The 21,005-nt window shown below is 71.2% G+C and carries 19 protein-coding genes and 2 pseudogenes; 12 read left to right on the top strand and 9 right to left on the bottom strand.

What is annotated here, in order from left to right:
- Positions 1-261 precede the first annotated feature (261 nt).
- Positions 262-828 carry a TetR/AcrR family transcriptional regulator gene (locus ADL12_RS08265; protein WP_062700127.1) on the top strand — a complete coding sequence of 189 codons (567 nt, stop codon included), beginning with the start codon at positions 262-264 and terminating at the stop codon, positions 826-828.
- Positions 829-1,055: 227 nt separating this feature from the next.
- Here the strand turns inward: ADL12_RS08265 and ADL12_RS08260 are convergent, their stop codons facing one another.
- On the bottom strand, positions 1,056-1,529 hold the full coding sequence (locus tag ADL12_RS08260) for a winged helix-turn-helix transcriptional regulator (protein ID WP_062700125.1): 474 nt from the start codon (positions 1,527-1,529) through the stop codon (positions 1,056-1,058).
- A 202-nt stretch (positions 1,530-1,731) separates the two neighbouring features.
- Here ADL12_RS08260 and ADL12_RS08255 point away from each other — a divergent pair, with 202 nt between their 5' ends.
- The 11 genes from ADL12_RS08255 to ADL12_RS08205 all read left to right on the top strand — a co-directional run bounded on the left by ADL12_RS08255 (position 1,732) and on the right by ADL12_RS08205 (position 13,987).
- A complete protein-coding gene (locus tag ADL12_RS08255) occupies positions 1,732-2,745 on the top strand; it encodes an NADP-dependent oxidoreductase (protein WP_062700123.1) in 1,014 nt (337 codons plus the stop codon).
- Positions 2,746-3,102: 357 nt separating this feature from the next.
- The gene (locus ADL12_RS08250) at positions 3,103-3,495 is read left to right on the top strand and encodes a hypothetical protein (protein WP_062700121.1); all 393 of its coding nucleotides are present in this window, start codon (positions 3,103-3,105) and stop codon (positions 3,493-3,495) included.
- 262 nt (positions 3,496-3,757) lie between these two features.
- A complete protein-coding gene (locus ADL12_RS08245; protein ID WP_062700119.1) occupies positions 3,758-4,555 on the top strand; it encodes a maleylpyruvate isomerase family mycothiol-dependent enzyme in 798 nt (265 codons plus the stop codon).
- Positions 4,556-4,800: 245 nt separating this feature from the next.
- A complete protein-coding gene (locus ADL12_RS08240; RefSeq protein WP_062700117.1) occupies positions 4,801-5,199 on the top strand; it encodes a hypothetical protein in 399 nt (132 codons plus the stop codon).
- 191 nt (positions 5,200-5,390) lie between these two features.
- The gene (locus ADL12_RS08235; protein ID WP_062700115.1) at positions 5,391-7,730 is read left to right on the top strand and encodes a hypothetical protein; all 2,340 of its coding nucleotides are present in this window, start codon (positions 5,391-5,393) and stop codon (positions 7,728-7,730) included.
- Positions 7,731-7,809: 79 nt separating this feature from the next.
- On the top strand, positions 7,810-9,195 hold the full coding sequence (locus ADL12_RS08230; RefSeq protein ID WP_062700113.1) for a hypothetical protein: 1,386 nt from the start codon (positions 7,810-7,812) through the stop codon (positions 9,193-9,195).
- Positions 9,192-10,475: a serine/threonine protein phosphatase gene (locus ADL12_RS08225; RefSeq protein WP_244187818.1), complete on the top strand. Its 1,284-nt coding sequence runs from the start codon at positions 9,192-9,194 to the stop codon at positions 10,473-10,475. Before ADL12_RS08230 ends, ADL12_RS08225 begins: the two co-directional genes overlap by 4 nt.
- A complete protein-coding gene (locus ADL12_RS08220) occupies positions 10,472-11,650 on the top strand; it encodes a protein kinase domain-containing protein (protein ID WP_062700112.1) in 1,179 nt (392 codons plus the stop codon). Before ADL12_RS08225 ends, ADL12_RS08220 begins: the two co-directional genes overlap by 4 nt.
- A gap of 54 nt (positions 11,651-11,704) precedes the next feature.
- Positions 11,705-12,409 (top strand): vWA domain-containing protein, encoded by a 705-nt coding sequence (locus ADL12_RS08215; protein WP_062700110.1) that lies wholly within the window; start codon positions 11,705-11,707, stop codon positions 12,407-12,409.
- Positions 12,406-12,831 carry a hypothetical protein gene (locus tag ADL12_RS08210; protein ID WP_062700108.1) on the top strand — a complete coding sequence of 142 codons (426 nt, stop codon included), beginning with the start codon at positions 12,406-12,408 and terminating at the stop codon, positions 12,829-12,831. Before ADL12_RS08215 ends, ADL12_RS08210 begins: the two co-directional genes overlap by 4 nt.
- Before the next feature lie 586 nt (positions 12,832-13,417).
- Positions 13,418-13,987, top strand: coding sequence for a hypothetical protein (locus ADL12_RS08205; protein WP_062700106.1), 570 nt, complete (start codon positions 13,418-13,420; stop codon positions 13,985-13,987).
- A 1-nt stretch (position 13,988) separates the two neighbouring features.
- Here the strand turns inward: ADL12_RS08205 and ADL12_RS08200 are convergent, their stop codons facing one another.
- From ADL12_RS08200 to ADL12_RS08165, 8 genes and pseudogenes are all read right to left on the bottom strand, one after another.
- Complete coding sequence (locus ADL12_RS08200; protein ID WP_062700104.1) at positions 13,989-14,615, bottom strand: YigZ family protein; 627 nt, start codon at positions 14,613-14,615, stop codon at positions 13,989-13,991.
- A 47-nt stretch (positions 14,616-14,662) separates the two neighbouring features.
- Positions 14,663-15,205: a SixA phosphatase family protein gene (locus ADL12_RS08195; RefSeq protein WP_062700102.1), complete on the bottom strand. Its 543-nt coding sequence runs from the start codon at positions 15,203-15,205 to the stop codon at positions 14,663-14,665.
- Positions 15,202-15,960 (bottom strand): hypothetical protein, encoded by a 759-nt coding sequence (locus ADL12_RS08190; RefSeq protein ID WP_062700100.1) that lies wholly within the window; start codon positions 15,958-15,960, stop codon positions 15,202-15,204. Before ADL12_RS08190 ends, ADL12_RS08195 begins: the two co-directional genes overlap by 4 nt.
- Before the next feature lie 187 nt (positions 15,961-16,147).
- Positions 16,148-17,560 (bottom strand): D-inositol-3-phosphate glycosyltransferase, encoded by a 1,413-nt coding sequence (gene mshA, locus ADL12_RS08185; protein WP_425265080.1) that lies wholly within the window; start codon positions 17,558-17,560, stop codon positions 16,148-16,150.
- Positions 17,557-18,435, bottom strand: a complete 879-nt coding sequence (fdhD, locus tag ADL12_RS08180) for a formate dehydrogenase accessory sulfurtransferase FdhD (RefSeq protein ID WP_062700129.1) — start codon at positions 18,433-18,435, stop codon at positions 17,557-17,559. The genes mshA and fdhD overlap by 4 nt, the downstream gene beginning before the upstream one ends.
- A gap of 53 nt (positions 18,436-18,488) precedes the next feature.
- Positions 18,489-19,178: pseudogene (locus tag ADL12_RS49910) on the bottom strand (GTP 3',8-cyclase MoaA family protein).
- Positions 19,179-19,294: 116 nt separating this feature from the next.
- Complete coding sequence (locus tag ADL12_RS08170; protein WP_062700095.1) at positions 19,295-20,677, bottom strand: L-serine ammonia-lyase; 1,383 nt, start codon at positions 20,675-20,677, stop codon at positions 19,295-19,297.
- Positions 20,678-20,744: 67 nt separating this feature from the next.
- Positions 20,745-21,005: pseudogene (locus ADL12_RS08165) on the bottom strand (serine hydroxymethyltransferase); the annotation flags it as partial.

Genomic DNA, 21,005 nt, shown 5'->3' with positions numbered 1-21,005 from the left:
GCCCCACGAGCACGAGACCAACTACTACGCTCAACACCAGCCCCAACCGGCGGCTGGAGTCAACGCATAGAGCCTCCACCGATCCCGGAGCGGTTCATGCTCCGTCAGCCGCTATGCATGGGCTCCACGAGATACGGGCCCACGAACTCCTCGCCATGCGACAGCGAGAAAGAGCCGTACGGAAAGAGGGCGCCGCGGTCGGACACTCGGTACTTCGCATACGATAGATGCGATTTACTATCTAACGTGGGCAGGTGACTGATGAGTCGCGTTTCGCAAGCACAAGCGCTCGAGAACCGCAGGCGGGCGGTCGCCGCGGCCTCCCAGCTCTTCCGAGAGCGCGGCGTGAACGGCATCAGCGTCGCCGATCTGATGAAGTCCATCGGGCTGACCACAGGCGGCTTCTACAAGCAGTTCCCCTCCAAAGAGGCCCTGATCGCCGAGGCGGCTCAAGCCGCTTTCGGGGACCTTGACCTACTCCTGGCGGAGTTCGATACGGCCCACGGCGATCACGACACCGCGCGCGGCGCCCTCGTCGACTTCTACCTGTCGGCCGAGCACCGCGACCAGCCCGGCACCGGCTGTCCCACCGCGGGATTCGCAGGGGACATGGCTCGCGAGTCCACAGCTGGGGAGGTGCGCGAAACGTACGCAGCCGGGGTCGAGGAATTCGCCTCGTGGCTGTCCGCCGACGCCGAAGACGGCCTTCCCATGGTGGCCACTCTGGTCGGCGCGATCCTGCTTGCCCGGGCCACGGCGGGCACAGAACTGTCGGAGAAGATCCTGGAGTCGACCCACAAAGCCCTGACTGCACCACACGGGCCTTGACCCGGAATCCTGAACACGGGCTATACGCCTGTGGCCCAACACCACGTGGTTAAGCGGCTATTGGGCCCGTCAGGGGTCGGTTTCCATGCGTCGGCAAGGACCTACTTCCCGTAACCGATCTTGCGGAGTAGTCCGTCGGCACCCATTGGCCCACCTGTCGAAGCTGTGAGCGTTGCGGTCGTGCAGAACGTTTGCGACCTCTCGACCTGACGCAACCCGCGCTCAGCTCACCCGGCGAGCTTCATCCGAAATGCAGGGCCGGGGACGCTTTCGATGTCTTCCGCCTGCACGGCGTGGCCCCGTTCGCAGCGGATCTGGGCGTCGACGTGCGCGCCGCATCCGCGGTGTCGCGCCAGCACGGCCGGGCCCTCCGGGTCGGCGCGATAGCGGTCGCCCCACTGCAGCAGCCCCATCACGGCCGGCACCAGATCCACGCCCTTGGGCGTGATCACATACTTCGGCCGACTCCGCGAACCGGGCTCCTTGTACGTCTCGGTCGCCAGGATCCCTTCCTCCACCAGCATCCGGAGCCGCGTCGCCAGAAGGTTACGAGGACAGCCCAGGACACGTTCGAAGTCACCGAACCGGGACGAGCCATACCACACCTCGCGCAGGATCAGGATCGTCCACTTCTCACCCACGACCTCAAGGGTCCGCGCGATCGAGCAGTTGGACGTGTCCCGGTCGAGCCGGAAGTCCATACCGGCGTCTTGAAGAGCTTCGGTCCTCGCATCCATGGGGGTGATCCTAACCCCACCTGAGTTTACTTTTCTATACTCAGGAAGTAGCGTCGTGGCCAGCACATCAACCCGGCCGCACGCGAGAAACGGGCGCGCAGGGGCAGGGGACCTGCGCGAAGAATCACATCGACCACCGGAACACCCAGACAGAAAGGCGGCCGGCATGAAGGCCTTCGTCGTCGAGAAGTACGGCAAGGACGGCGTGCGCGCCGCAGAGGTACCCGAGCCCAAGGTCGGGGACCGCGACGTCCTGGTCAGAGTGAGCGCCGCGAGTATCAACCCGCTGGACAAACTGGTCCGCAACGGGGAGTTGAAGCAGGTCCTGAAGTACAAGCTTCCGTTCGTGCTCGGCCACGACGTGGCCGGCGTCGTCACGCGGGTCGGCTCCGCCGTACACGGCTTCAAAGTCGGCGACGAGGTCTACGCCCGGCCGCGCGACCTGCGGATCGGCACCTTCGCGGAGTTCATCGCGATCGACATGGACGATGTCGCGCCCAAGCCGGCCTCACTCACCCTCCACGAGGCAGCCGCGGTGCCGCTGGTGGCCTTGGCCGCCTGGCAGATCCTCGTCGACCGTGCCCACGTGAAGCCGGGGCAGAAGGTGCTCATCCACGCCGGCGCCGGCGGCCTCGGCTCGACAGTCATCCAGCTCGCCAAGCACCTCGGCGCCACCGTGGCGACGACCACGGACACCGACACCGAGAAGCTGGTCAGGGACCTCGGCGCCGACGTCGTCGTCGACTACACCAAGGAAGACTTCCGGAAGGTACTGTCCGGCTACGACTTGGCGCTGGACGCCGTGGGCGGAGCGAACCTCGAGAAGTCACTGACCGTGCTGAAGCCCGGCGGCCTGGCCATCAGCGTCGTCGGCCCGCCGGACGCCGGCTTCGCCAAGCAGCTCGGTGCCCCCTCCTTCCTGGGCCTGGTCATGAACGCGCTCAGTCGCAAGATCCGCAAGCAGGCCAAGGCGCTGGGCGTGCGCTACCAGTTCTTCTTCATGCAGGCCAACGGCTCCCAGCTGCGCAAACTCGGGGCGCTCTACGACAGCGGGAAGCTTCGCCCGGTCATCGACAGCACCTTCCCGTTCGACCAGACGCTCGAGGCGATGGCGCACGTCGAGCAGGGCCGCACCAAGGCCGGCAAGGTCGTGGTCTCGATGGTGCCCGACAACGTCTGAGACCGTGCCGACCACCGGCCCTCCGTCCGGCACGGTCACCGGAAGGGCAACGACACCGTCTGCGATCCAATGGCGACTACGGTCGCGCAGAGCCGCCGCTGCAGGCGTCTCGGTCTCGGTGCCATTCCGCACGCCATATGGCTCGCGACACAGCGCGCCGCACGGCTCTACGCCGACCCGAGCCGTGGTCAAGCCCTCGCACCCGTTGCGTGTCGGGAGCGTGATCACGGCGGACATGCTCAGGACGGCAGCGTCCGTCCGCCGAGCGACGCACGTTGCCAGTCGGGAGTGTTCCAGATGTTCTCCACGGCTGATGAGGATCTGCGAAAACGGCCAGGCCCGCTCTCGATTCCCCACTTGGTTGCGCGTACATCGAAGGCCGGAGTCGCCCGTCCCCGTAGGGTCCGGCGGCACGTCGCCCCCGGTGAGGCGGTCCCGCTCCACCTGGAGGCGGTCGCGTTCGCTGGTCACTACGACTTCGACATCGACGTCAGGAGATCCCCGAGGACCGGCTGGCGCGTCTACTCCTACGACGCGCTCGGCTCCTTCGTGGCCATCCCACTCGCCCAAGCGACCGTCGGCCCGCTCAGCGCCGCGATCGGCGTGCACACGACACTGCTCGGGGCCGCTGTGGTGATCCTCGGTTGCACCGTCGCCATGCTCGCGGTGCGCGACGTCCGCGCGCTGCGGATCAGGACCGCAAGTCCGGCCACCGGTCTGGTATCCGCCCCGGTGTCCGCCGCGGCCTGAAGTGTCCCGGCCGAACCCCATCCCTGCCGGCGCCGAACCCGCCGGACCCGGCCCGGCCGGTTCTCCTGGCGTGACATGAACTCCCGACCGGACCGGTCCTCCCCCGCCGTCGTGACCTCCGCGTCCATCACATAGAACGGCAGCATGACCGCGCGCACCGGGTGGACGTCACGTCGCCGAGGTGCCCGGCGTCCGCAATGGCCAACCGGCGGCGAGGTGAAATCGCTGTCCGACCACCGGAGCACGGTGATAGACATCCGGCGTGGAAAAGAATCTTGAGTTCCCTGACCTGCTGCGACTGATCGATGAACGGTCGACCGCCTTCCGCACCGCGGTCGCCGCCGCGCCCAGTCTCGACGCACAGGTGCCGACCTGCCCCGGGTGGACGCTGTTCGACCTGGTGAAGCACCTGGGTGGGGGAGACCGTTACTGGGCCGCCATCGTCGGCGCGGGGCCTGCCGACGCTCCCCCGGCCGAGGCCACCGCTGCGCGCGCCGCTCTGGAAGTGCCGCGGGAGCGTGAAGCCCTGCTGGCCTGGCTGGCCGCGTCGACGCAGCTTCTGCTGAGCGCCCTGCGCGAGGCAGGACCGGACGCCGGCTGCTGGGCGTGGTGGAGTGCCCTGCAGACGCCGCGGACCTCTGGCGGAGTCGCCCGGCACCGGGTCCAGGAGAGCGCGGTGCACACCTACGACGCCCAGCTCGCCGCGGGCGCCCCGCAGCCGCTGCCGGCCGAGGTCGCACTCGACGGTGTCGAGGAGTTCCTGTTCACCTGCGTCGCGACGCCCAGCGCCTGGCCGCACAAGCCCACGGCCTTCGACTTCCACACCGCCGAGGGCCGCTCCTGGCGCCTCACGGTCGACGGCGACGGCGCACGCTCCACCCGCATCCCCGCGCCCACTGCCGCGACCGGGGAGGACTCGGACGCAGCCGGCGCCTCCATGCATGGCACGGCCAGTGAGTTGGTCCTCTACTTGTACGACCGTATCCCCGCCGACTCCTTGCACGTTGACGGAGACGCAGGGCTGCTCGACCTGCTCCGCGCCTGGGAGCCGGAGGAGTAGGACGTAGCGGGGGCGGTTGGCAGCGCCTCGAGCCGGTAGCGCACCTGACTTCCCGTGTGTCGCCGGGCCGACTGCCCCATGACGCCCGTAGGCCCCAGCCCGGAAGCCGAACGGACCGCGCGATACCGGCCGCATCCTGATCTGGTTTCGGCCACTTCCAGCCAAAGTGAGAAGAAGCACTCCGGGCCCCATGGGCCTCCCCCTACAGTGACTCCCCTGTTCAGGCAGGACTTCGGGGGAACGGCATGGATCCAGTGACGGCCGTCGCAGCGGCAGGTGTGGCGCTCGTGGCCAAGGCAGCGTTGGAGAGTGCGGGACAGGAGGCCGGCCGCTCGGGCTGGGCCGGTGGTGCCCGCCTGGTGGAGCGGATCCGCGCCCGGTTCCGCGGCAACGCGGCCGCGGAACAGTCCCTGGAGCAGGTGACCGGGTCCCCGGACAACGAGAGCGCCCAACAGGACCTGGAGCGGCAGCTCGCCGCGCACATGCTGCTCGACTCGGACTTCGAGGCGGAGATCCGGCGGCTGGTCGACGAGGCCGTCGCCGCGCAAGGCCGGTCCGGAGCGCAGATCAGCGCAGGGCTGATCAAGAACGCCCAGGTGTTCAACGGCAAGGTCGAAGTGCAGGGGAACTGGACGACGTCGTAGGACTGCCGACGTAGCAGTAGGACTGCCGTCGTTGTCAGCCGTATTGGCGGAGATTGTCCGGCCAGACGTCGCCGCGTCCCGCCCATTCCCATGTCCCTTCCGCACACGCGAGCACGCTTCCGTGCGCCGGCCCGGCACGCGCGGAACACCGCACCGACACCACTGCTGATCCGAAGGCCGAAAGACCAGAAATGAGCGAGGACAGCTCTTCCGAGAGTGCCCGGTCCGGAGCCGGAACGGCGGACCGCAGAGACGATCCACCGCGAGGCAAGGACAAAGAAGACGCCAAGCGTGGCGGCGCCGTCGACGAGGACACGGCGGAGCCGAACAAGGACGACAGGACGCCCGGCACCGAGTCACCGCGGGCGGATGCCGAGGAGTACGACGGGCCGGTCAGCGAGAAGGACGCGCTGCTTTCCCTGACGGAGGGGATCGGGCGCGGCGACGCCGAGCGGTCCGAGGCGCTGCGTGCCGGGGCCATCGCCGACGAGATCGCCCGCCGGCTGAGCGCCGACGCCTCCGGTACCCACATCGGCACGCTCGCTCTGTTCAACGCGGACGTGAGCTTCGGCGGGGGCTTCCACGCCGGCGGCGCTCGCTCCGGCGGGCCTCGGCCGGGCGGGGTGTCCGTGCTGGCCATCGACGCGGCCGACACAGCCGACCACACCGAACTGTTCGTCGCACCCGAGGACTACGGCGAGGCGCTGGATGCCCTGTGCGAGCGGCGGGTGCTGGTCCTCACGGGTGTGCCCGGAAGCGGCCGGGAGGCCGCCGCCGTGAACCTGCTCGGAGAGGCCCTGGCCATGGCGGGCGGCGGGGCGGGCTGCCACCGCCTACTGACACCTGCCACCGTGCTGGACGGGGGCTGGGAGCCTCCGGTGAAGCACTCCGGGTATCTGGCGGCGCTCGACGACGGGTCCCCGGTCGTCGAGAAGTTCACCTCCGCCTTCCTCAGCGGACACTCCCACGGAACGGCCCAGTGGGCCGCGGTCGTCGCCACGCTGCGCGCCACCGGCTGTTTCCTGGTCCTGACCGGTGGCCACGACTTGGAGGTCCTGGCGACCGGCCCGGGAGGCGACCAGGTTGCCCGGCACGCGCTCGCTCCCGTGGACCCGCTGGCCGTCGTCGAACGCCGAGTCCTCGGCCACAGCGCCGGCGCGGACGCGACCGCCGACCTCCACTCGCTGCTCGAACGGACCGGGGCCACAACAGCCCTGCGAGAACAGCCCTCGGCCGGCAACGCGGCCTGGCTGGCCTCCAAGATCCGCGCGGACGCCGACGTGGCCGCTGCCGTTGCTCAGTTGCGGGACCCCAGTGAGCAGGTGCGCGCCTGGTTCAACCAGTACGGCACACCGGACGCCGTGGCCTTCGCGCTGGCCGCAGCCGTGCTCGAGGACTGCGGTTACCTCACCGTCGCGGACGCCGCGGTGAAGCTGCGCGCGGCACTCACCGAGCCCGAATCGGCTCCGCCCGACGTGAGGTTCGGGGACCGGCTCGGACACGAACAGCAGTGGATCCGGCTGGACCTGCCCGCGAAGGGCAGCTTCGGCGCCCCGCGGGTCCGGTTCCGCAACGCGCTGCTGGGCCAGGTCATCCTCGCGTATGCCTGGAATCTGCTCGACGGCCGCCGTGACGCCGTACTCGACTGGCTTCGCCGTCTGCTGAGCCATCGTGACCTGGACGTGCGTGCCCGGGCCGCGGTCGCGGCGGGCGTGCTGGCGCTCGCCGATCCGCACTATGCGGTGCACCGCTTCCTGACCACCTGGGCGGGCAGTACGTCCTGGCCGTTGCGGCAGGGCGCCGCCACCGCGCTCAGCGTGGCGGGCAGCCGTCCGGAGACGGCGGAGGCGGTGTGGGACGTGCTGCACCAGTGGGCGCGCGGCGACGCCTCCGCCTACCAGCGCCGTCTGGCCGGGACGGCGGCCCACGCGGTGGGAGGGCTGCTGGGCCGTACGGCGCCCGGGCGGGCCGTGGCCGTGCTGCGCAGTGCGCTGGACCGGGAGGACGACTGGGGCACTCTGCCGTCCGTGGCATGGGGCGGCGTCCACCTCATCCACCAGGGGCAGACCTCCGCAGTGCTGGACGCCTACCTGGAGTGGTCCGAGCCGCAGGACCTGTCCCCCATGGTCGTCAAGTCGCTGTCGGCCTTCGTGTTCGCCGTGTCCCAGCCGTACGAGGAACCGGTCCTCGACGCGGCCGACGGCAGACACGTGCGCGTGCCGGGCGTACCCGTCCTCCTCGGTGAGCTGCCACGCCACCGTGCCCGGCTCGCGGAGCTGTGGGCGCGCGCCCTGGCCCGGCGCCCGGTGCAGGACGCCGCGTTGGACGCCCTGCACAGGTGGATCGACGACTACGCGGGCAAGTCACCCGGATCCCTCGACGCCATCGAGGCATTGCTGGTGTCCGTGGCCGGCCGGCCCGGTCGGCACCGCGAGCGGCTGACGTGGTGGCTGGAGAAGTGGGCCCGCGACCGCGAGAAGCCTTCGGCGGGCGCCGCCCGCCTGCTCCGCGCCCTCGTCCGCTCCCGGTGAGCGGCCTCGCACCGTCGGCGATCGCGACAGCCCTGAAAAGACTGGAAAGACCTGAAAAGACTGGAAAGGAGGGGGAGGCATGGAGGAACAGACCTACGACCCGGTCCTGAGCGTCGACGACGTGCCCAAGTGGCGGCTGGTGAACCCGCTGCGGCCACCGGCTCCCGGCCGGGCCCTGGTTCTCGTCCGGGACAGCGGTCCCTCGCTGACGGTCCGCAGCGGCGAGGAGATACCCTCCTCGCGGTTCGGGGCCTATCTCAGCGTGTTCACGGTCGACATGTCCGAGCACCGGTTGATCCTGGACATCCCGCTGCTCAGTCGCGATCCCACGTTTTCCTTCCGCAGCCGGGTGGACCTCGTGTGCCGGGTCGCCGACCCCGCCGAGGTGGTCGCACGCGGGATACGCGACATGAGCGGCGCGCTCTACGGCTATCTGCGCAAGTCGTTGCGCTCGGTCGCCCGGGACTACGACATCGCCGAGTTCCACGAAGCCGAGATGGCGTTGAACGCGGCCCTGGCCGGGTTCAGCGGCGACGACGCGATCCGGCTGCGCAACATCCAGATCGAACTCCTCGTCGACGAGGACGAGATCGCCGCCAGCGGGCGGGAGTTCCGGGACGTCGTGCGCGAGACACGACTGGAGGGCATGCGCCGCAAGCGGCACCTGGACATGATCCGAGAGGAGGGTGTCGACGGTCTGATCGCCGGGATCATGGAGAAGGAGGGCCCGCGCGCCGCCCTCGCCTGGATCGAGAAGGGCGAAGCGGAGAAGCGAGAGGTCCGGCGCGAGGTGATGCGCATGGTCCTGGAACGCGGCGACGCCGACCGGGAGCCCTTCGAACAGGCGGAGCTGGAGCGAGCCGTACTGGAAGAAGTGCTCCGGGACGGCGACGGCCTGTTCGAGACAGCCACCCGACGCGGGCGACTGCGCGGCAGCCTCGCGCGCGCTCTGGAACCCGGCGGCGAAGGCGACGGCGACGACCGGGGCATGCGGGAGCGGGAACCCGAACCGCTCAAGGGCGAGGTCCTCCGGGACCGGTACGACGACGGTTCGGACTTCGGCCCGGCCCGCTCGCGCCCAAGTGACGAGGACGGCACTCCCCGTTCACGGCTGTCCGGAACCGGTGGCCGCCGTTCCGGCTCCGCGCCCGCCGGACCACCCGATGACGAACCGCTGCCGGGACCCTACGGCGGACGGGCGGACGACCGGTCGTCGGAGCGCCACCCGGGCGGCGCGGGCGACCGCGCGGAGACCGGCGGCAGGACACGGCCCTGGCGGAAGCCGAAGGCCGAGGCGGAAGCGGAGGGTGCCAGGAAGGCCGTCGACGCCGCGGGCGACAGCCCCTTGGGAGGCCGCGGCGACGAACACCGTACCGACGATGCGGGCCCGAAGGTGAGCCGCGTCCGCGGAACCGCCAAGCGGCGCCGCCCGGGCGCGTCCGACGGCGACGGGGAGCGACGATGACCGGCTACCACGATCACTCCGCCCAGCACCCGGCACCGCCCGGCACACCGCCGCCGTACGCGTCGGAGCCACCGCCGTCATGGCCCCAACCCTCCCGCGGGCCGCACCCCCCGTCCGCGAGCCCGGCGTCCCCAGCCCTCGTCGCCCCGCCCGAGAAGGCACAGCCCGCGCTGGACGACGGCCCGGCGGTCCGGCCGGTGCCGCAGCGGATCTGGTGCGTCGCCGACGATCGCATGGGGCTGCTGGCGCTCTCCGTGTGGACCGAGCAGGTGCCGGGACGCGGCGAGGACGCCGACCCCTTCGTCGCCTACCACAGGGAGAGTGACCAGGGCGTGCTCGCGGTCTTCGACGGCTCGGGCGGCGCCGGGGCGGCACCCGTGTGGCAGGCGTCCGACGGTGAGTCCCGCACGGGCGCCTGGGTGGGCGCTCGGGTGGCACGGCTGGCCACCGACGTCTGGTTCCACGACGTGGTGGACGGCGAGCCGGCCGTGCCGGAGACCCTGCACGACTACCTCCGGTTCTTCCAGGACCACGCCCCCCAGCGCCGCAGCAAGATCAGCGGCACCATGCGCCGCCAGCTGCCCACCACCCTGGCCTCCGTGCACTATCGCCTGGTGCGTCCCCAAGGCGAGCCGCTGCTGGAGCTGCGGCCGCTGTGGGCCGGCGACTCGCGTGCGTATGTGCTGCGTCCCACGTCCGGGTTGCAGGTGCTGACCCGGGACCACACGCGGGAGAGCGACGCCCTGGAGCTGCTGCGCACGGATCCGCCCATGACCAACCTCGTGTGCGCGGACCGGGACTTCACGATCGACGGCCAGCGGCTGACGTATCCGCTTCCCTGCGTTCTGGTGGCCGCGACCGACGGGTTCTTCGGCTATGTGCACACCCCGGCCGACTTCGAGGTGATGCTGCTGCGCACCCTGGAGCAGGCCGGTACCGCCGACGAGTGGGCGGACCGAATCCGCCGCGAGGTGCAGTCCTACACGGCGGACGACGCCTCGCTCGCGGTCGTGGCCCTCGGCTACCACGGCTTCCAGGACCTTCGGGCCCAGTTCACGGATCGGCTGGAGAAGCTGGCCGACCGTTATCTCCGCACCCGGCCGCACGGCCTGGACCGGCTCTCTCCCGTTCCCGGCGAGGCGGGACCCGGCCCGGCGGCCGCCCCGGAGGATCCCGCGGGACTGCCGGCCCGTGTCCGCGTCTGGCAGGACAGCACCTGGCACGCCTACCGCGCCGGCTACGAGACCCATCTGCCCCCGGCACTGGAGGAGCGCACGTGAAGCAGGGCGACGTCATCGGGGGCTACCGCGTCACCACCGAGCCCACGAACGCAGGCGGCGGCAAGTGCATATGGGCGTTCGCCGAGAAGGGGGGCCACCAGTACTTCATCAAGCGGTTCCTGGAGCCCAAGCGGCCCCGCGACGACGCGGCCGACTCGGCGAGCGTACGGATCCGGCGGCAGTTGGCCGACGAGTTCGAGGACCGGCACCGCACGATCATGAACCGGCTCCGCCCGGACGCGCGCGGCGGCGGCAACCTGGTGCTGGCCACCGACTTCTTCCACGAGGGCAGCACCTACTACAAGGTCACCGAGCGGATCGACACCTCCAGCCTGGAGAAGCCGCAGACTCTTGAGCCTCGGCACAAGATGGTCCTGCTCAAGACCCTCGGCAACAGTCTGAAGCAGCTGCACGACATCGACGTCGTGCACGGCGACCTCAAACCGCTGAACGTACTCGTGCAGAAGCGGGACGACGCCACCTTCCACACGGCGAAGCTGATCGACTTCGACGACTCCTACATCGCCGGCAACCCGCCCGAGCCCGACGACATCGCGGGCGACTCGGTGTACGGAGCGCCGGAGTGGCGCCGTTACATGCAGCGCGACGGCTCGATCGGCCCCGAGCAACTGACCTGTGCGGTTGATGTCTTCGCGCTCGGGCTGATGACCCACCTGTACCTGACGGGCGAACTGCCGCACCATGACCGGCGGTACGGCTCACCGGCCGATGCCGTCAACGCGGGCGAACACCTGGACCTGGACACTCGGCTGTCGGACGAGATGCTCGGGTTGTTGCGCGCCATGACCGCGCGGGCCCCGCGCAGCCGTCCGCGGATCGCGACGTTCCTCAAGTCGCTGTCCGACCCGAAGGTGTGCGCCCTGCAGCACCGGCGTCCTGGTACGGCCAAGGCCACATCCCCTGCGGCGAAGCCCACTCCGGCACCGGAGACCGCTAAGCCGTCCGGACCACGCACCAGCCGGATCAAGACCAACCTCGCCTCGACTCCGCGCCCCCGCGCCGCGGCACCCTCGCCGGAGCCGCCCCGGCCGGCCGTCGCGGAGGACACGCCCGCACCCCCCGCAACCCCGCCGGCCGCCGAGGGCCCGGCGGAACGGACCTCCCGTGTCCGCATCAACCTCGGCGACCGCAGCCCGCGCCGCGGCTCGTCCTAGCCCGTGACCGGCAACGGACCGACATCCCCACCCGTATCACCCAGGAGACTCCGTATGAGCAACGCCGAGCAGTACCAGGGGAATCTGCAGTACGCCGTCGACATCGTCCTGTGCGTCGACGCGACGGGCAGCATGCACCCCGTCCTCGACACCGTGAAGTCGAGCGCTCTTCAGTTCCACGACCGGCTCGACGACGTGATGGCCAAGAAGGGCAAGGCGATCAGTCAGCTGCGGCTGAAGGTCATAGCCTTCCGCGACTTCGGCGACGACGCCTCGACCGCGATTCAGCAGACCGACTTCCTTCAACTCCCCGCGCAGGCCAGGAACTTCGAGGAGTTCGTGCGCGGCATCGAGGCCTCGGGCGGCGGCGACATCCCCGAGTCGGGTCTGGAGGCGCTCGCCCTGGCGATCAACTCGCCGTGGGAGACGGGTCTTGACCGCAGGCGTCACGTCATCGTGATGTTCACCGACGCCCCGGCCCACGCGCTGGGCACGCACGCGGGCACTCAGTCGTATCCGGCGAGCATCCCGCGCAGTCTGGACGATCTGTTCGAACAGTGGGGGTACGCCCGGAGCCAGACCGCGGTGATGGAACAGTCGGCGAAGCGCCTGGTGCTGTTCGCACCGGACCTGGCGCCCTGGTCGGATCCGATCGCCGAGGAGTGGGACCTCACGCTGCACTTCGCCTCCAAGGCCGGTCAGGGGCTTGAGGAGTTCGAGATGGACGAGATCATCGAGACGATCGCGAACAGTCTGTGAAGCTCGACTGGCCGGAATTCGGTCTGGAGTGCCGTGATGACGGCCGTCTGATCTTCGTGTGGCGCCGCTACAGCCGCATCGAATCGAACGTGCGCCACTGCTCCCACGTACGGCTGCTCCCGCAGGGCCCGGACGAGCTGTCCCAGTGGGTCTTTCACCTGCGCTTCCCCGAGGGGCCGACGCCCGGACTCGTCGTGGTCCGGGTCGACGTACCGCCCGACCGGTTGCAGGAGGCGGAGGAGTACACCGACCTGCTGCGGCGCCACTACGGCGTCCCGGAGCACGCCCCGGACGCCGTCGAGGACACCGGGCTGCGGCGCGTGCCCCAGGAGGGGGCCGAGTGGATCGCCACGCCTGCCTCGGACGCGTCGGAGGAACTGTTCGCCGCGGTGATGGCTCGCGCCGAGGGCGACACGGGCTGACGGCCCGGCAACACGGAGACGAGAGGAAGGACGGCAGGAGGTGGCGGCATCGGCCAACTGGCGTTGCGCGGACTGCGACACGTTCAACGCGCCCGTGGAGGCATCCTGCACGACCTGTGGCGGAACCCGGCGCGCTACCACCGCGCCGACGCCCCCGGCCGCCAAGGCGCGGCCGACACCTGCCGCGAAGCCGGACACGAAGACGGCCGGTTCCGGCGGGGGCGCCGCCCGGTCCCCCGCCAAGCGGCCCGGGGGTGGTGGCCGCCCGCCCGCCGCCTGGCGCTGCTCGAAGTGCGACACCAACAACGCGCGCACGGACCTGTCCTGCATCGCGTGCGGCACGTCCTGGAAGGCGGCGGCGAAGCGGAGCACGCCGAAGCCGCCACCGTCCGGGGCTTCCGGAGGGGCGGGAGCGAAGAAGGCCGCGCCCCGTACGACTCCCAGGAAGTCCACGCCGCGAAGCACACCGTCGTCGTCCTCGCCCCCCAGGAGTACGCCGAGGCCCGCACGGCCCGGCACGTCGGGGTCACCACGCAGGCCCGCGAGCACCACATCGGGCACGGCGGGGCCGGGTGCGGGAGGCGGCGTGTTCTTCCCCTCGTCCAGCACCACGGGCTACCGCCCTACCACACCGCACGCCCCGGCCGCACCCACGCCGATCTACACACCGCCGCCCAGGCCGCGCTACACCCCACCGCCCAAGCCTGCGAAGAAGACCGGCTGCTTCAGCGGTTGCATCGGGCTCGTGGTGGTGTTCACGGTGCTGAGCGTGTTCGTGCGCGGCTGCGAAAGCATGTACGACTCCGACGGCTCGGACTCGGGCGGGACCGACGACACCACCGTCGCCGAAACCTGTCCCGACCGCATAGCCGCCGCGCTCCCCGACGGGGACGGCGCCGGGCTGGTCCAGGCCTACCGCACGAAGAACAAGCAGATCACCCTGTGCCGCACCACATCCGGATCGCTGTACTACTACGGCGAGTTCAGCGACGGGCGCGAGAAAGGCATCGCCATGGAGGCCGAGGAGACGAGCGACGGCTACGAGGCTCGCAATGGCGAGTACCGCTATGTCATCCACGACGGCGTCGTGACGGTCTACCAGTCGGGCACCCAGATCGGTGAGGAGGACGTGACCCCCGAGCCGTCACCGTCGTGACTCACGCGTCCCCGTACGCCTCTCCCCCGAGCTCGAACTCCGCCGTCCCCGCCGTCGCATCCGCGAGCCACGCCCGGAACGCCTCCACATCGGCGTCCGGCAGACCGATCTCGATCGTGACCGCCTCCCCGTACCGCACGTCCCGTACCTCGCGCCCGGTCGACCTCAGGTCGTTGTGCACCTTGCCCGCGCGCTGGTGGTCGACGGTCACCGTGGCCAGCCGGAAGCGGCGCCGCGTGAGCGTGCCGAGCGTGTCCAGCGCCTCGCCGACCGCACCGCCGTACGCCCGGATCAGCCCGCCCGCGCCGAGCTTGACGCCGCCGTAGTAGCGGGTGACGACGGCGACGACGTACCGCATGTCGCGGCGCAGCAGCATCTGGAGCATGGGCACGCCGGCCGTGCCGCCCGGTTCGCCGTCGTCGCTGGCCTTCTGGATCGCGGCGCCGGCGCCGATGACGTAGGCCCAGCAGTTGTGGGTGGCGTCCGCGTGCTCCTTGCGGATGGCGGCGATGAAGTCCTGGGCCTCCTGTTCGGTGGCCGCCGGGGCGAGCGCACAGATGAAGCGTGAGCGGTTGACCTCGGTCTCGTGCACGCCCGCGTGGGCGACGGTGCGGTACTCGTCCTGCATCCGGCCAGCCTATGCGCAGCGCCTGCGGCCGCCCGCGCGGGAGGCGCTCATTTCTTCTTGCCCCGGGCCACCATCACGCCCGTCAGCAACGCCGTGCCGGGTGCGAGGGCCCGCCAGGTGGTGCCGTGCCAGGCCAGTACGGCGATGGCCGATGTCGGGAACTTCGTACGGACCTGGTCCAGCGTGTCGTCGAGGCCGTCCCCGGCGAGTGCGAGGACGAGCTCCTCCAGGCCGGGGTTGTGCCCGACCAGCAGCAGCGTCTCGACCTCGGGGGGCGCCTCGTGCACGACCTGCAGCAGGTCGGACACGTCGGCCGCGTACAGCCGCGGCTCGTGGCGCACCGGTGGCGGCGTGCCCCACTGGGCGGCGGCCAGTTCCCAGGTCTCACGCGCGCGTACGGCGGTCGAGCACAGGGCGAGGTCGGGCAGGCAGTCGGTCTCGGCGAGCATCCGGCCGGCGACCGGGGCGTCCCGGCGGCCACGTGGGCCGAGTGGACGTTCGTGGTCGGCGACGCCGTCCGGCCAGGCGGACTTGGCGTGCCGCAGGACGACCAGCCGGCGCAGCGGGCCCGCTCCGATGCGCGCGGTCATCCCGGGGTTCCCAGGTCGCGGGTGAGGTCGAGGCCGAGGAGACGGTCGGCGTAGGCGTACGTCTCGAAGCGGGCGCCGTCCGGCAGGTCCGGGGCGGTCTCCACCCAGCGCAGGATCCCGAGCACCCCGGGGACGTCGAGGTCGTCCTCCCAGGCGGTGCGGAGCTCTGCCCGCACCTCGTCGGGGATGGGCCGCGACGGCTGCTGGGCCCACGCGGCGACGGCACGGCGCCAGCGGACGAGGGTGTCGTGGGCTTCGCCGAGGGCGGTCGAGTCGAGCCGTTCGGGCACGCTTCTGCGCCGGGAGAGCAGCGCGAGGCGCAGGGCGACGGGGTCGGCCTCCTCGGGGGGCGCCTGCGCATGCACGGGCGCGACGGCGACCCGTACTCCGTCGGGTTCCGCTCCGCCCTCGCGGACGACGTGGAGTACCTGCGTCTCGCCCAGACCCGATGCGGCGTCCCGGCCGTCCTCGAAGGGCCGGATGCCCAGCGCCGCGGCGCCGGCCCGGAGCTCCGCCTGCTGCCGGTGCTCGTCGAGCAGCGCCCAGACCGGCGTACCGCCGAGCTCCAGGGCACGGACGAGCAGATCGGCGACCAGCAGCACGCGCAGGGCAGTGACGTCGAAGCCGTCCGTATGCGCCTCGATGCGGGTCAGACCCCGGCGGGCGGGCGCGGCGTCGACGGGTTCGCCGGTTCGGGCGTCGATGATGCGCAGCACGGAGCGAGCGTAGGCGGCCGCGCGGTCGTCCGCAGCCATCCGGCCCGCTTTCCGGTCAGCGTGGCGCACCTCGGGCCTGTCAGGAGTCCGCTGGTCATCCATGGCCGTACGGTCCATTCACGCGCGCGAACCGTGTGTCGTACCCGGGCATCGCCACCCCCTGCCGTGCGGACTGCCCGAACGGTACTGCGCGGCGGCCCGCCCGGACAGCAGCTCGGGCCCGGGGCTACGGGAGTGGTCCCTGGCCGACCGTGCGGGAGCCGTCCACGCGAGAACCGCGGCCTCGACGGAGCAGGGCCGCCGTGTACACGTCCGCCGTCGCCGCCGCGGCCGTGGCCCAGCCGAAGGACCGGGCATGCCGGACCGCGGCCTCGCTCAACCGGGCGGAGCGGGCCGGGTCGTCGGCGAAGCCGCACAGCGCCCGCGCGTAGTCCGCCGGATCGTGCCCGGGTACGAGTACGCCGCTCACCCCGTCCCGTACCGCCACCGGTAGGCCGCCGACGTCAGCGGCGATCACCGGGGTGCCGCAGGCCTGTGCCTCGACGGCCACCAGACCGAAGGACTCGCTGTGGGACGGCATGACCAGGACGGACGCCGCCCGGTACCAGTCGGCGAGCCGTTCCTGCCCGACCGGCGGACGGAACAGCACGACGTCCGAGATGCCGAGGCGGGCCGCCAGCTTCTGCAGTCCTTCCGGCCTGGCCAGGCCGCTGCCGCTGGGCCCGCCCACGACCGGCACCACGATCCGCTCACGCAGCCACGGCCGCTCCTCCAACAGCCGGGCCACCGCGCACAGCAGGACATCGGGCGCCTTCAGCGGCTGTATGCGGCCTACGAACAGGGGGATCAGCGCATCCTGCGGGAGGCCGAGGCGGGACCGGGCCGCGGCCCGTCCGGCCTCGGCACCCCGGGCGTCGGGCCGGAAGCGCTCCAGGTTGACACCGGGGTGCACGACGGCGACCCGGCCGGTGTCGGCGTCGTAGTACCGCAGAAGTTCGTCCGCTTCCTTCTCGGTGTTCGCTATCAACCGGTCGGCGGCCCGTACGACTTGGCTCTCACCGAGCACGCGGGCGGCGGGCTCGGGGGTGTCGCCGTCGGCCAGGTTGGCGTTCTTGACCTTGGCCATGGTGTGCATCGCGTGGACGAGCGGAACACCCCAGCGCTGGGCGGCGAGCCGGCCGACGTGGCCGGAGAGCCAGTAGTGGGAGTGGACGAGGTCGTAGTGGCCGGGGCGGTGATCGGCCCATGCCTGTGTGACGCCGTGGGTGAAGGCGCAGAGCTGGGCGGGCAGGTCCTCCTTGGCCAGGCCCTCGTAGGGTCCGGCGGCCACGTGCCGTACCAGGACGCCGGGCGCGAGTTCGACGCTGGGCGGGAGCGCGGCGGAGGTGGCCCGGGTGAAGATCTCCACCTCGATGTCGATGGCCGCCAGGCGCTTGGCCAGTTCGACGATGTAGACGTTCATTCCGCCCGCGTCGCCGGTACCGGGCTGGTGCAGCGGTGAGGTGTGCACGCTGAGCATGGCGACGCGGCGGGGGCGGCCGTGGGCGTCGGGCGGGCGCATCCGGGGCGGGCCGACGAGGGTGCTGCCGTGAATGCGGGCGTCCTGGAGCGCTTCGAGACCGGTCATGTATTGGCTCACCTCGCCGACTCCTCGGCCATGGCACCAGCACCGGCACCAGCACCGGCGTGCAGGACGAGACGCTGTTCGCCCGCGTACACGTTCATGGAGCTGCCCCGCAGGAAGCCGACGAGCGTGAGTCCCGTCTCCGCCGCCAGGTCCACGGCGAGGGAGGACGGCGCCGAGACCGCCGCCAGCACCGGGATGCCCGCCATGACGGCCTTCTGCGCCAGTTCGAAGGACGCCCGCCCGGACACGAGCAGGATGGTGCGGGACAGCGGTAGTTCGCCGCCCCGCAGTGCGCGGCCGATCAGCTTGTCGACGGCGTTGTGCCGGCCGACGTCCTCCCGCAGGTCCACGAGCTCGCCCTCCGGCGAGAACAGGGCGGCGGCATGCAGACCACCCGTGCGGTCGAACACCCGCTGCGCGGCCCGCAGTTGACCGGGCAGGCCGGCCAGCAGCTCCGGGGTGACCCGGACCGGGGGTGTGTCGGCGATCGGCCACCGTGCCGTGGTGCGTACGGCGTCCAGGCTGGCCTTGCCGCACAGGCCGCACGACGAGGTGGTGTACACGTTCCGTTCGAGCGTGATGTCGGGGAGCGGCACGCCGGGGGCGAGTCGCACGTCGACGACGTTGTATGTGTTCGAGCCATCCTGGGTGGCGCCCGCGCAGTACACGATGTTCGCGACGTCCTCGGCCCGGCTCACGACGCCCTCGCTCACCAGGAAGCCGGCGGCGAGCGCGAAGTCGTCCCCGGGCGTGCGCATGGTGATCGCCAGCGGCTTGCCCCCGAGCCGGATCTCCAGGGGCTCCTCCGCCACCAGCGTGTCCGGGCGCGTGCTCGCAGCGCCGTCCCGGATGCGCACCACGCGCCGTCGCTCGGTGACCCGTCCCATGGCCTCACTCCCAGTTCTGTCGGTGGACGTCGTTCCCCCTGCGGACTCGGGCGTCAGCCGCCGATGGCCGACACCGGCCGGTCGGGCTGCCGGAAGGACGGCTCGTCGAGTCCGGAGCCGGCCTTCTTCACCCCCCACCACACACATCGCGCGCTTCCACAGCCCCGCGATCCCCTCGGCTGGCGCTCCGGAGCGCAGGGCCGCACGCAGGTCGGACTCCTCCCGGGCGAACAGGCAGTCGCGCACCTGGCCGTCGGCGGTGAGGCGGGTGCGGTCGCAGGCGCGGCAGAAGGGGCGGGTGACGGAGGCGATGACGTCGCCCCGGGCGGGGCCGCCGTCGACGATCCAGCGCTCGGCGGGCGCGGAGCCGCGTGCTTCGTCCGGTGTGGGGGTGAGCGTGAAGCGAGTGAGCGGCACCTGCTCGATGAACCGGCGTTCGTTGTCGTTCTCCACGGCCCAGGCGAGCAGTTCGGGTGCCTCGTCGGTCCGGCCCGGTCAGGGCCTTGAAGACGGCGGGGCGCAGCGTGTCCAGCGAGACGAGGTCGGCGCACCGCTCGCCGATCCCGAAGAGGCCGGGGCGCAGCAGCGGCTCGCCGCCGGTGAACCGGACCTCGTCCACGCCGAGTTCGGTGACCGCGATCCGGACGAGCCGTACGATCTCGTCGTCCGTGAGCAGGTCGGGACACGTCGGTGAGCGAGACCCGCAGGTCGGTGGCGACTCGGCCGTAGGTGTCGATGAGCATGGTTGCGGCCCTTTCCCTCCCGCCCGGTCCTTCTCCTGCTTCGTCCTTCTCCTGCTTCGTCCTTCTCCTGCTTCGTCCTTCCTCTGCTTCGTCCCTCTCCCGCCGCGTCCGGCTCCTCAGCACTCGATGACGTTCACGGCGAGGCCGCCGCGGGCGGTCTCCTTGTACTTGACCTTCATGTCGGCACCGGTCTCCTTCATGGTCTTGATGACCTTGTCGAGGGAGACGTGGTGACGGCCGTCGCCGCGCAGCGCCATCTTGGCGGCGGTGACGGCCTTGACCGCGGCCATGCCGTTGCGCTCGATGCACGGGATCTGGACGAGCCCGCCGACCGGGTCGCAGGTGAGGCCGAGGTTGTGCTCCATGCCGATCTCGGCGGCGTTCTCGACCTGTTCGGGGCTGCCGCCGAGGACCTCGGCGAGACCTCCGGCGGCCATGGAGCAGGCCGAGCCGACCTCGCCCTGGCAGCCGACCTCGGCACCGGAGATGGAGGCGTTCTCCTTGAAGAGCATGCCGATGGCGCCCGCCGCGAGGAGGAAGCGGACGATGCCGTCGTCGTCGGCGCCCGGCACGAAGTCGAGGAAGTACTGCAGGACGGCGGGGATGATGCCGGCCGCGCCGTTCGTCGGGGCGGTGACGACCCGGCCGCCCGCGGCGTTCTCCTCGTTCACGGCCATCGCGTAGAGGGTCACCCATTCCATGGCGCGGCCCGCCGCGTCGCCCTCGCTGCGCAGGGCCCGGGCCGCCGACGCGGCCCGCCGACGGACCTTCAGACCGCCGGGGAGGATGCCCTCGCGGCCCAGCCCCTGTGCGACACATGCCTCCATGACCCGCCAGATCTCCAGCAGGCCCGCACGGATCTCCTCCTCGGTGCGCCACGCCTTCTCGTTCTCCAGCATCAGCGCGGAGATCGACAGGCCGGTCTCCTTCGTGAGGCGCAGCAGTTCGTCGCCGGTGCTGAACGGGTGGGCCAGTACCGTGTCGTCGGGCTTGATCCGGTCCGCGCCGACCGCGTCCTCGTCGACCACGAAGCCGCCGCCCACCGAGTAGTACGTCTTCTCCAGCAGCGGCACACCGTCGCCGTCGTACGCGAAGAGGATCATGCCGTTGGCGTGGTACGGCAGTGACCGCCGACGGTGCAGGACCAGCTGGGTCGAGGCGTCGAAGTCGATCTCGTGGGCCGGGCCGATCTCGGCACCGAGGAGGCGGATGCGTCCGGTGCCGCGGATCCGCTCGACGTCCAGGTCGGCCCGGGCGACGTCGACCGTGTGCGGCTCGTATCCCTCCAGGCCGAGCAGTACCGCCTTGGGGGTGCCGTGGCCGTGGCCGGTGGCGCCGAGGGAGCCGAACAGCTCCGCCCGCACCGCAGCGGTCTGGGCGAGCACGCCGTCCTGCTTCAGCCGGGCGACGAACATCCCGGCGGCGCGCATCGGGCCGACGGTGTGCGAACTGGACGGGCCGATGCCTATGGAGAACAGGTCGAAGACGCTGATTGCCACGCCATACTCCGTGCGATTGGAGGGGCGTGCCGAGCAGTCGTGGCACGCCCCTGCGGGAGGGTGTCGGTTACAGGCCGGGGTAGAGCGGGTGCTTGTCCGCCAGCGCCTTGACCCGGGCCTTGAGGGACTCGACGTCGGCCGCCCCGAAGGGAGAGGGCGCCTTGAGCGCCTCGGCGATGACGTCCGCGACCTCGGCGAAGTCCTCGGCCTGGAAGCCACGCGTGGCCAAGGCCGGGGTGCCGATGCGCAGGCCCGACGTCACCATCGGCGGGCGCGGGTCGTTCGGGACGGCGTTGCGGTTGACCGTGATGCCGACCTCGTGCAGACG

The organism is Streptomyces regalis, assembly GCF_001509475.1.
Lineage (GTDB): Bacteria > Actinomycetota > Actinomycetes > Streptomycetales > Streptomycetaceae > Streptomyces > Streptomyces regalis.
Note: the sequence above shows the minus strand (reverse complement) of the source record. Positions and strands in the feature narration are given on the sequence as shown.

Bases quoted from the DNA above. Each gene is read 5' to 3' on its own strand.
- fdhD (WP_062700129.1), bottom strand. From the start codon at position 18,435: ATGGGACGGGTCACCGAGCGACGGCGCGTGGTGCGCATCCGGGACGGC.
- ADL12_RS08225 (WP_244187818.1), top strand. From the start codon at position 9,192: ATGACCGGCTACCACGATCACTCCGCCCAGCACCCGGCACCGCCCGGC.
- ADL12_RS08190 (WP_062700100.1), bottom strand. From the start codon at position 15,960: ATGGCTGCGGACGACCGCGCGGCCGCCTACGCTCGCTCCGTGCTGCGC.
- ADL12_RS08235 (WP_062700115.1), top strand. From the start codon at position 5,391: ATGAGCGAGGACAGCTCTTCCGAGAGTGCCCGGTCCGGAGCCGGAACG.
- ADL12_RS08215 (WP_062700110.1), top strand. From the start codon at position 11,705: ATGAGCAACGCCGAGCAGTACCAGGGGAATCTGCAGTACGCCGTCGAC.
- ADL12_RS08200 (WP_062700104.1), bottom strand. From the start codon at position 14,615: ATGCAGGACGAGTACCGCACCGTCGCCCACGCGGGCGTGCACGAGACC.
- ADL12_RS08195 (WP_062700102.1), bottom strand. From the start codon at position 15,205: ATGACCGCGCGCATCGGAGCGGGCCCGCTGCGCCGGCTGGTCGTCCTG.
- ADL12_RS08240 (WP_062700117.1), top strand. From the start codon at position 4,801: ATGGATCCAGTGACGGCCGTCGCAGCGGCAGGTGTGGCGCTCGTGGCC.
- ADL12_RS08265 (WP_062700127.1), top strand. From the start codon at position 262: ATGAGTCGCGTTTCGCAAGCACAAGCGCTCGAGAACCGCAGGCGGGCG.
- ADL12_RS08260 (WP_062700125.1), bottom strand. From the start codon at position 1,529: ATGGACTTCCGGCTCGACCGGGACACGTCCAACTGCTCGATCGCGCGG.
- ADL12_RS08255 (WP_062700123.1), top strand. From the start codon at position 1,732: ATGAAGGCCTTCGTCGTCGAGAAGTACGGCAAGGACGGCGTGCGCGCC.
- ADL12_RS08230 (WP_062700113.1), top strand. From the start codon at position 7,810: ATGGAGGAACAGACCTACGACCCGGTCCTGAGCGTCGACGACGTGCCC.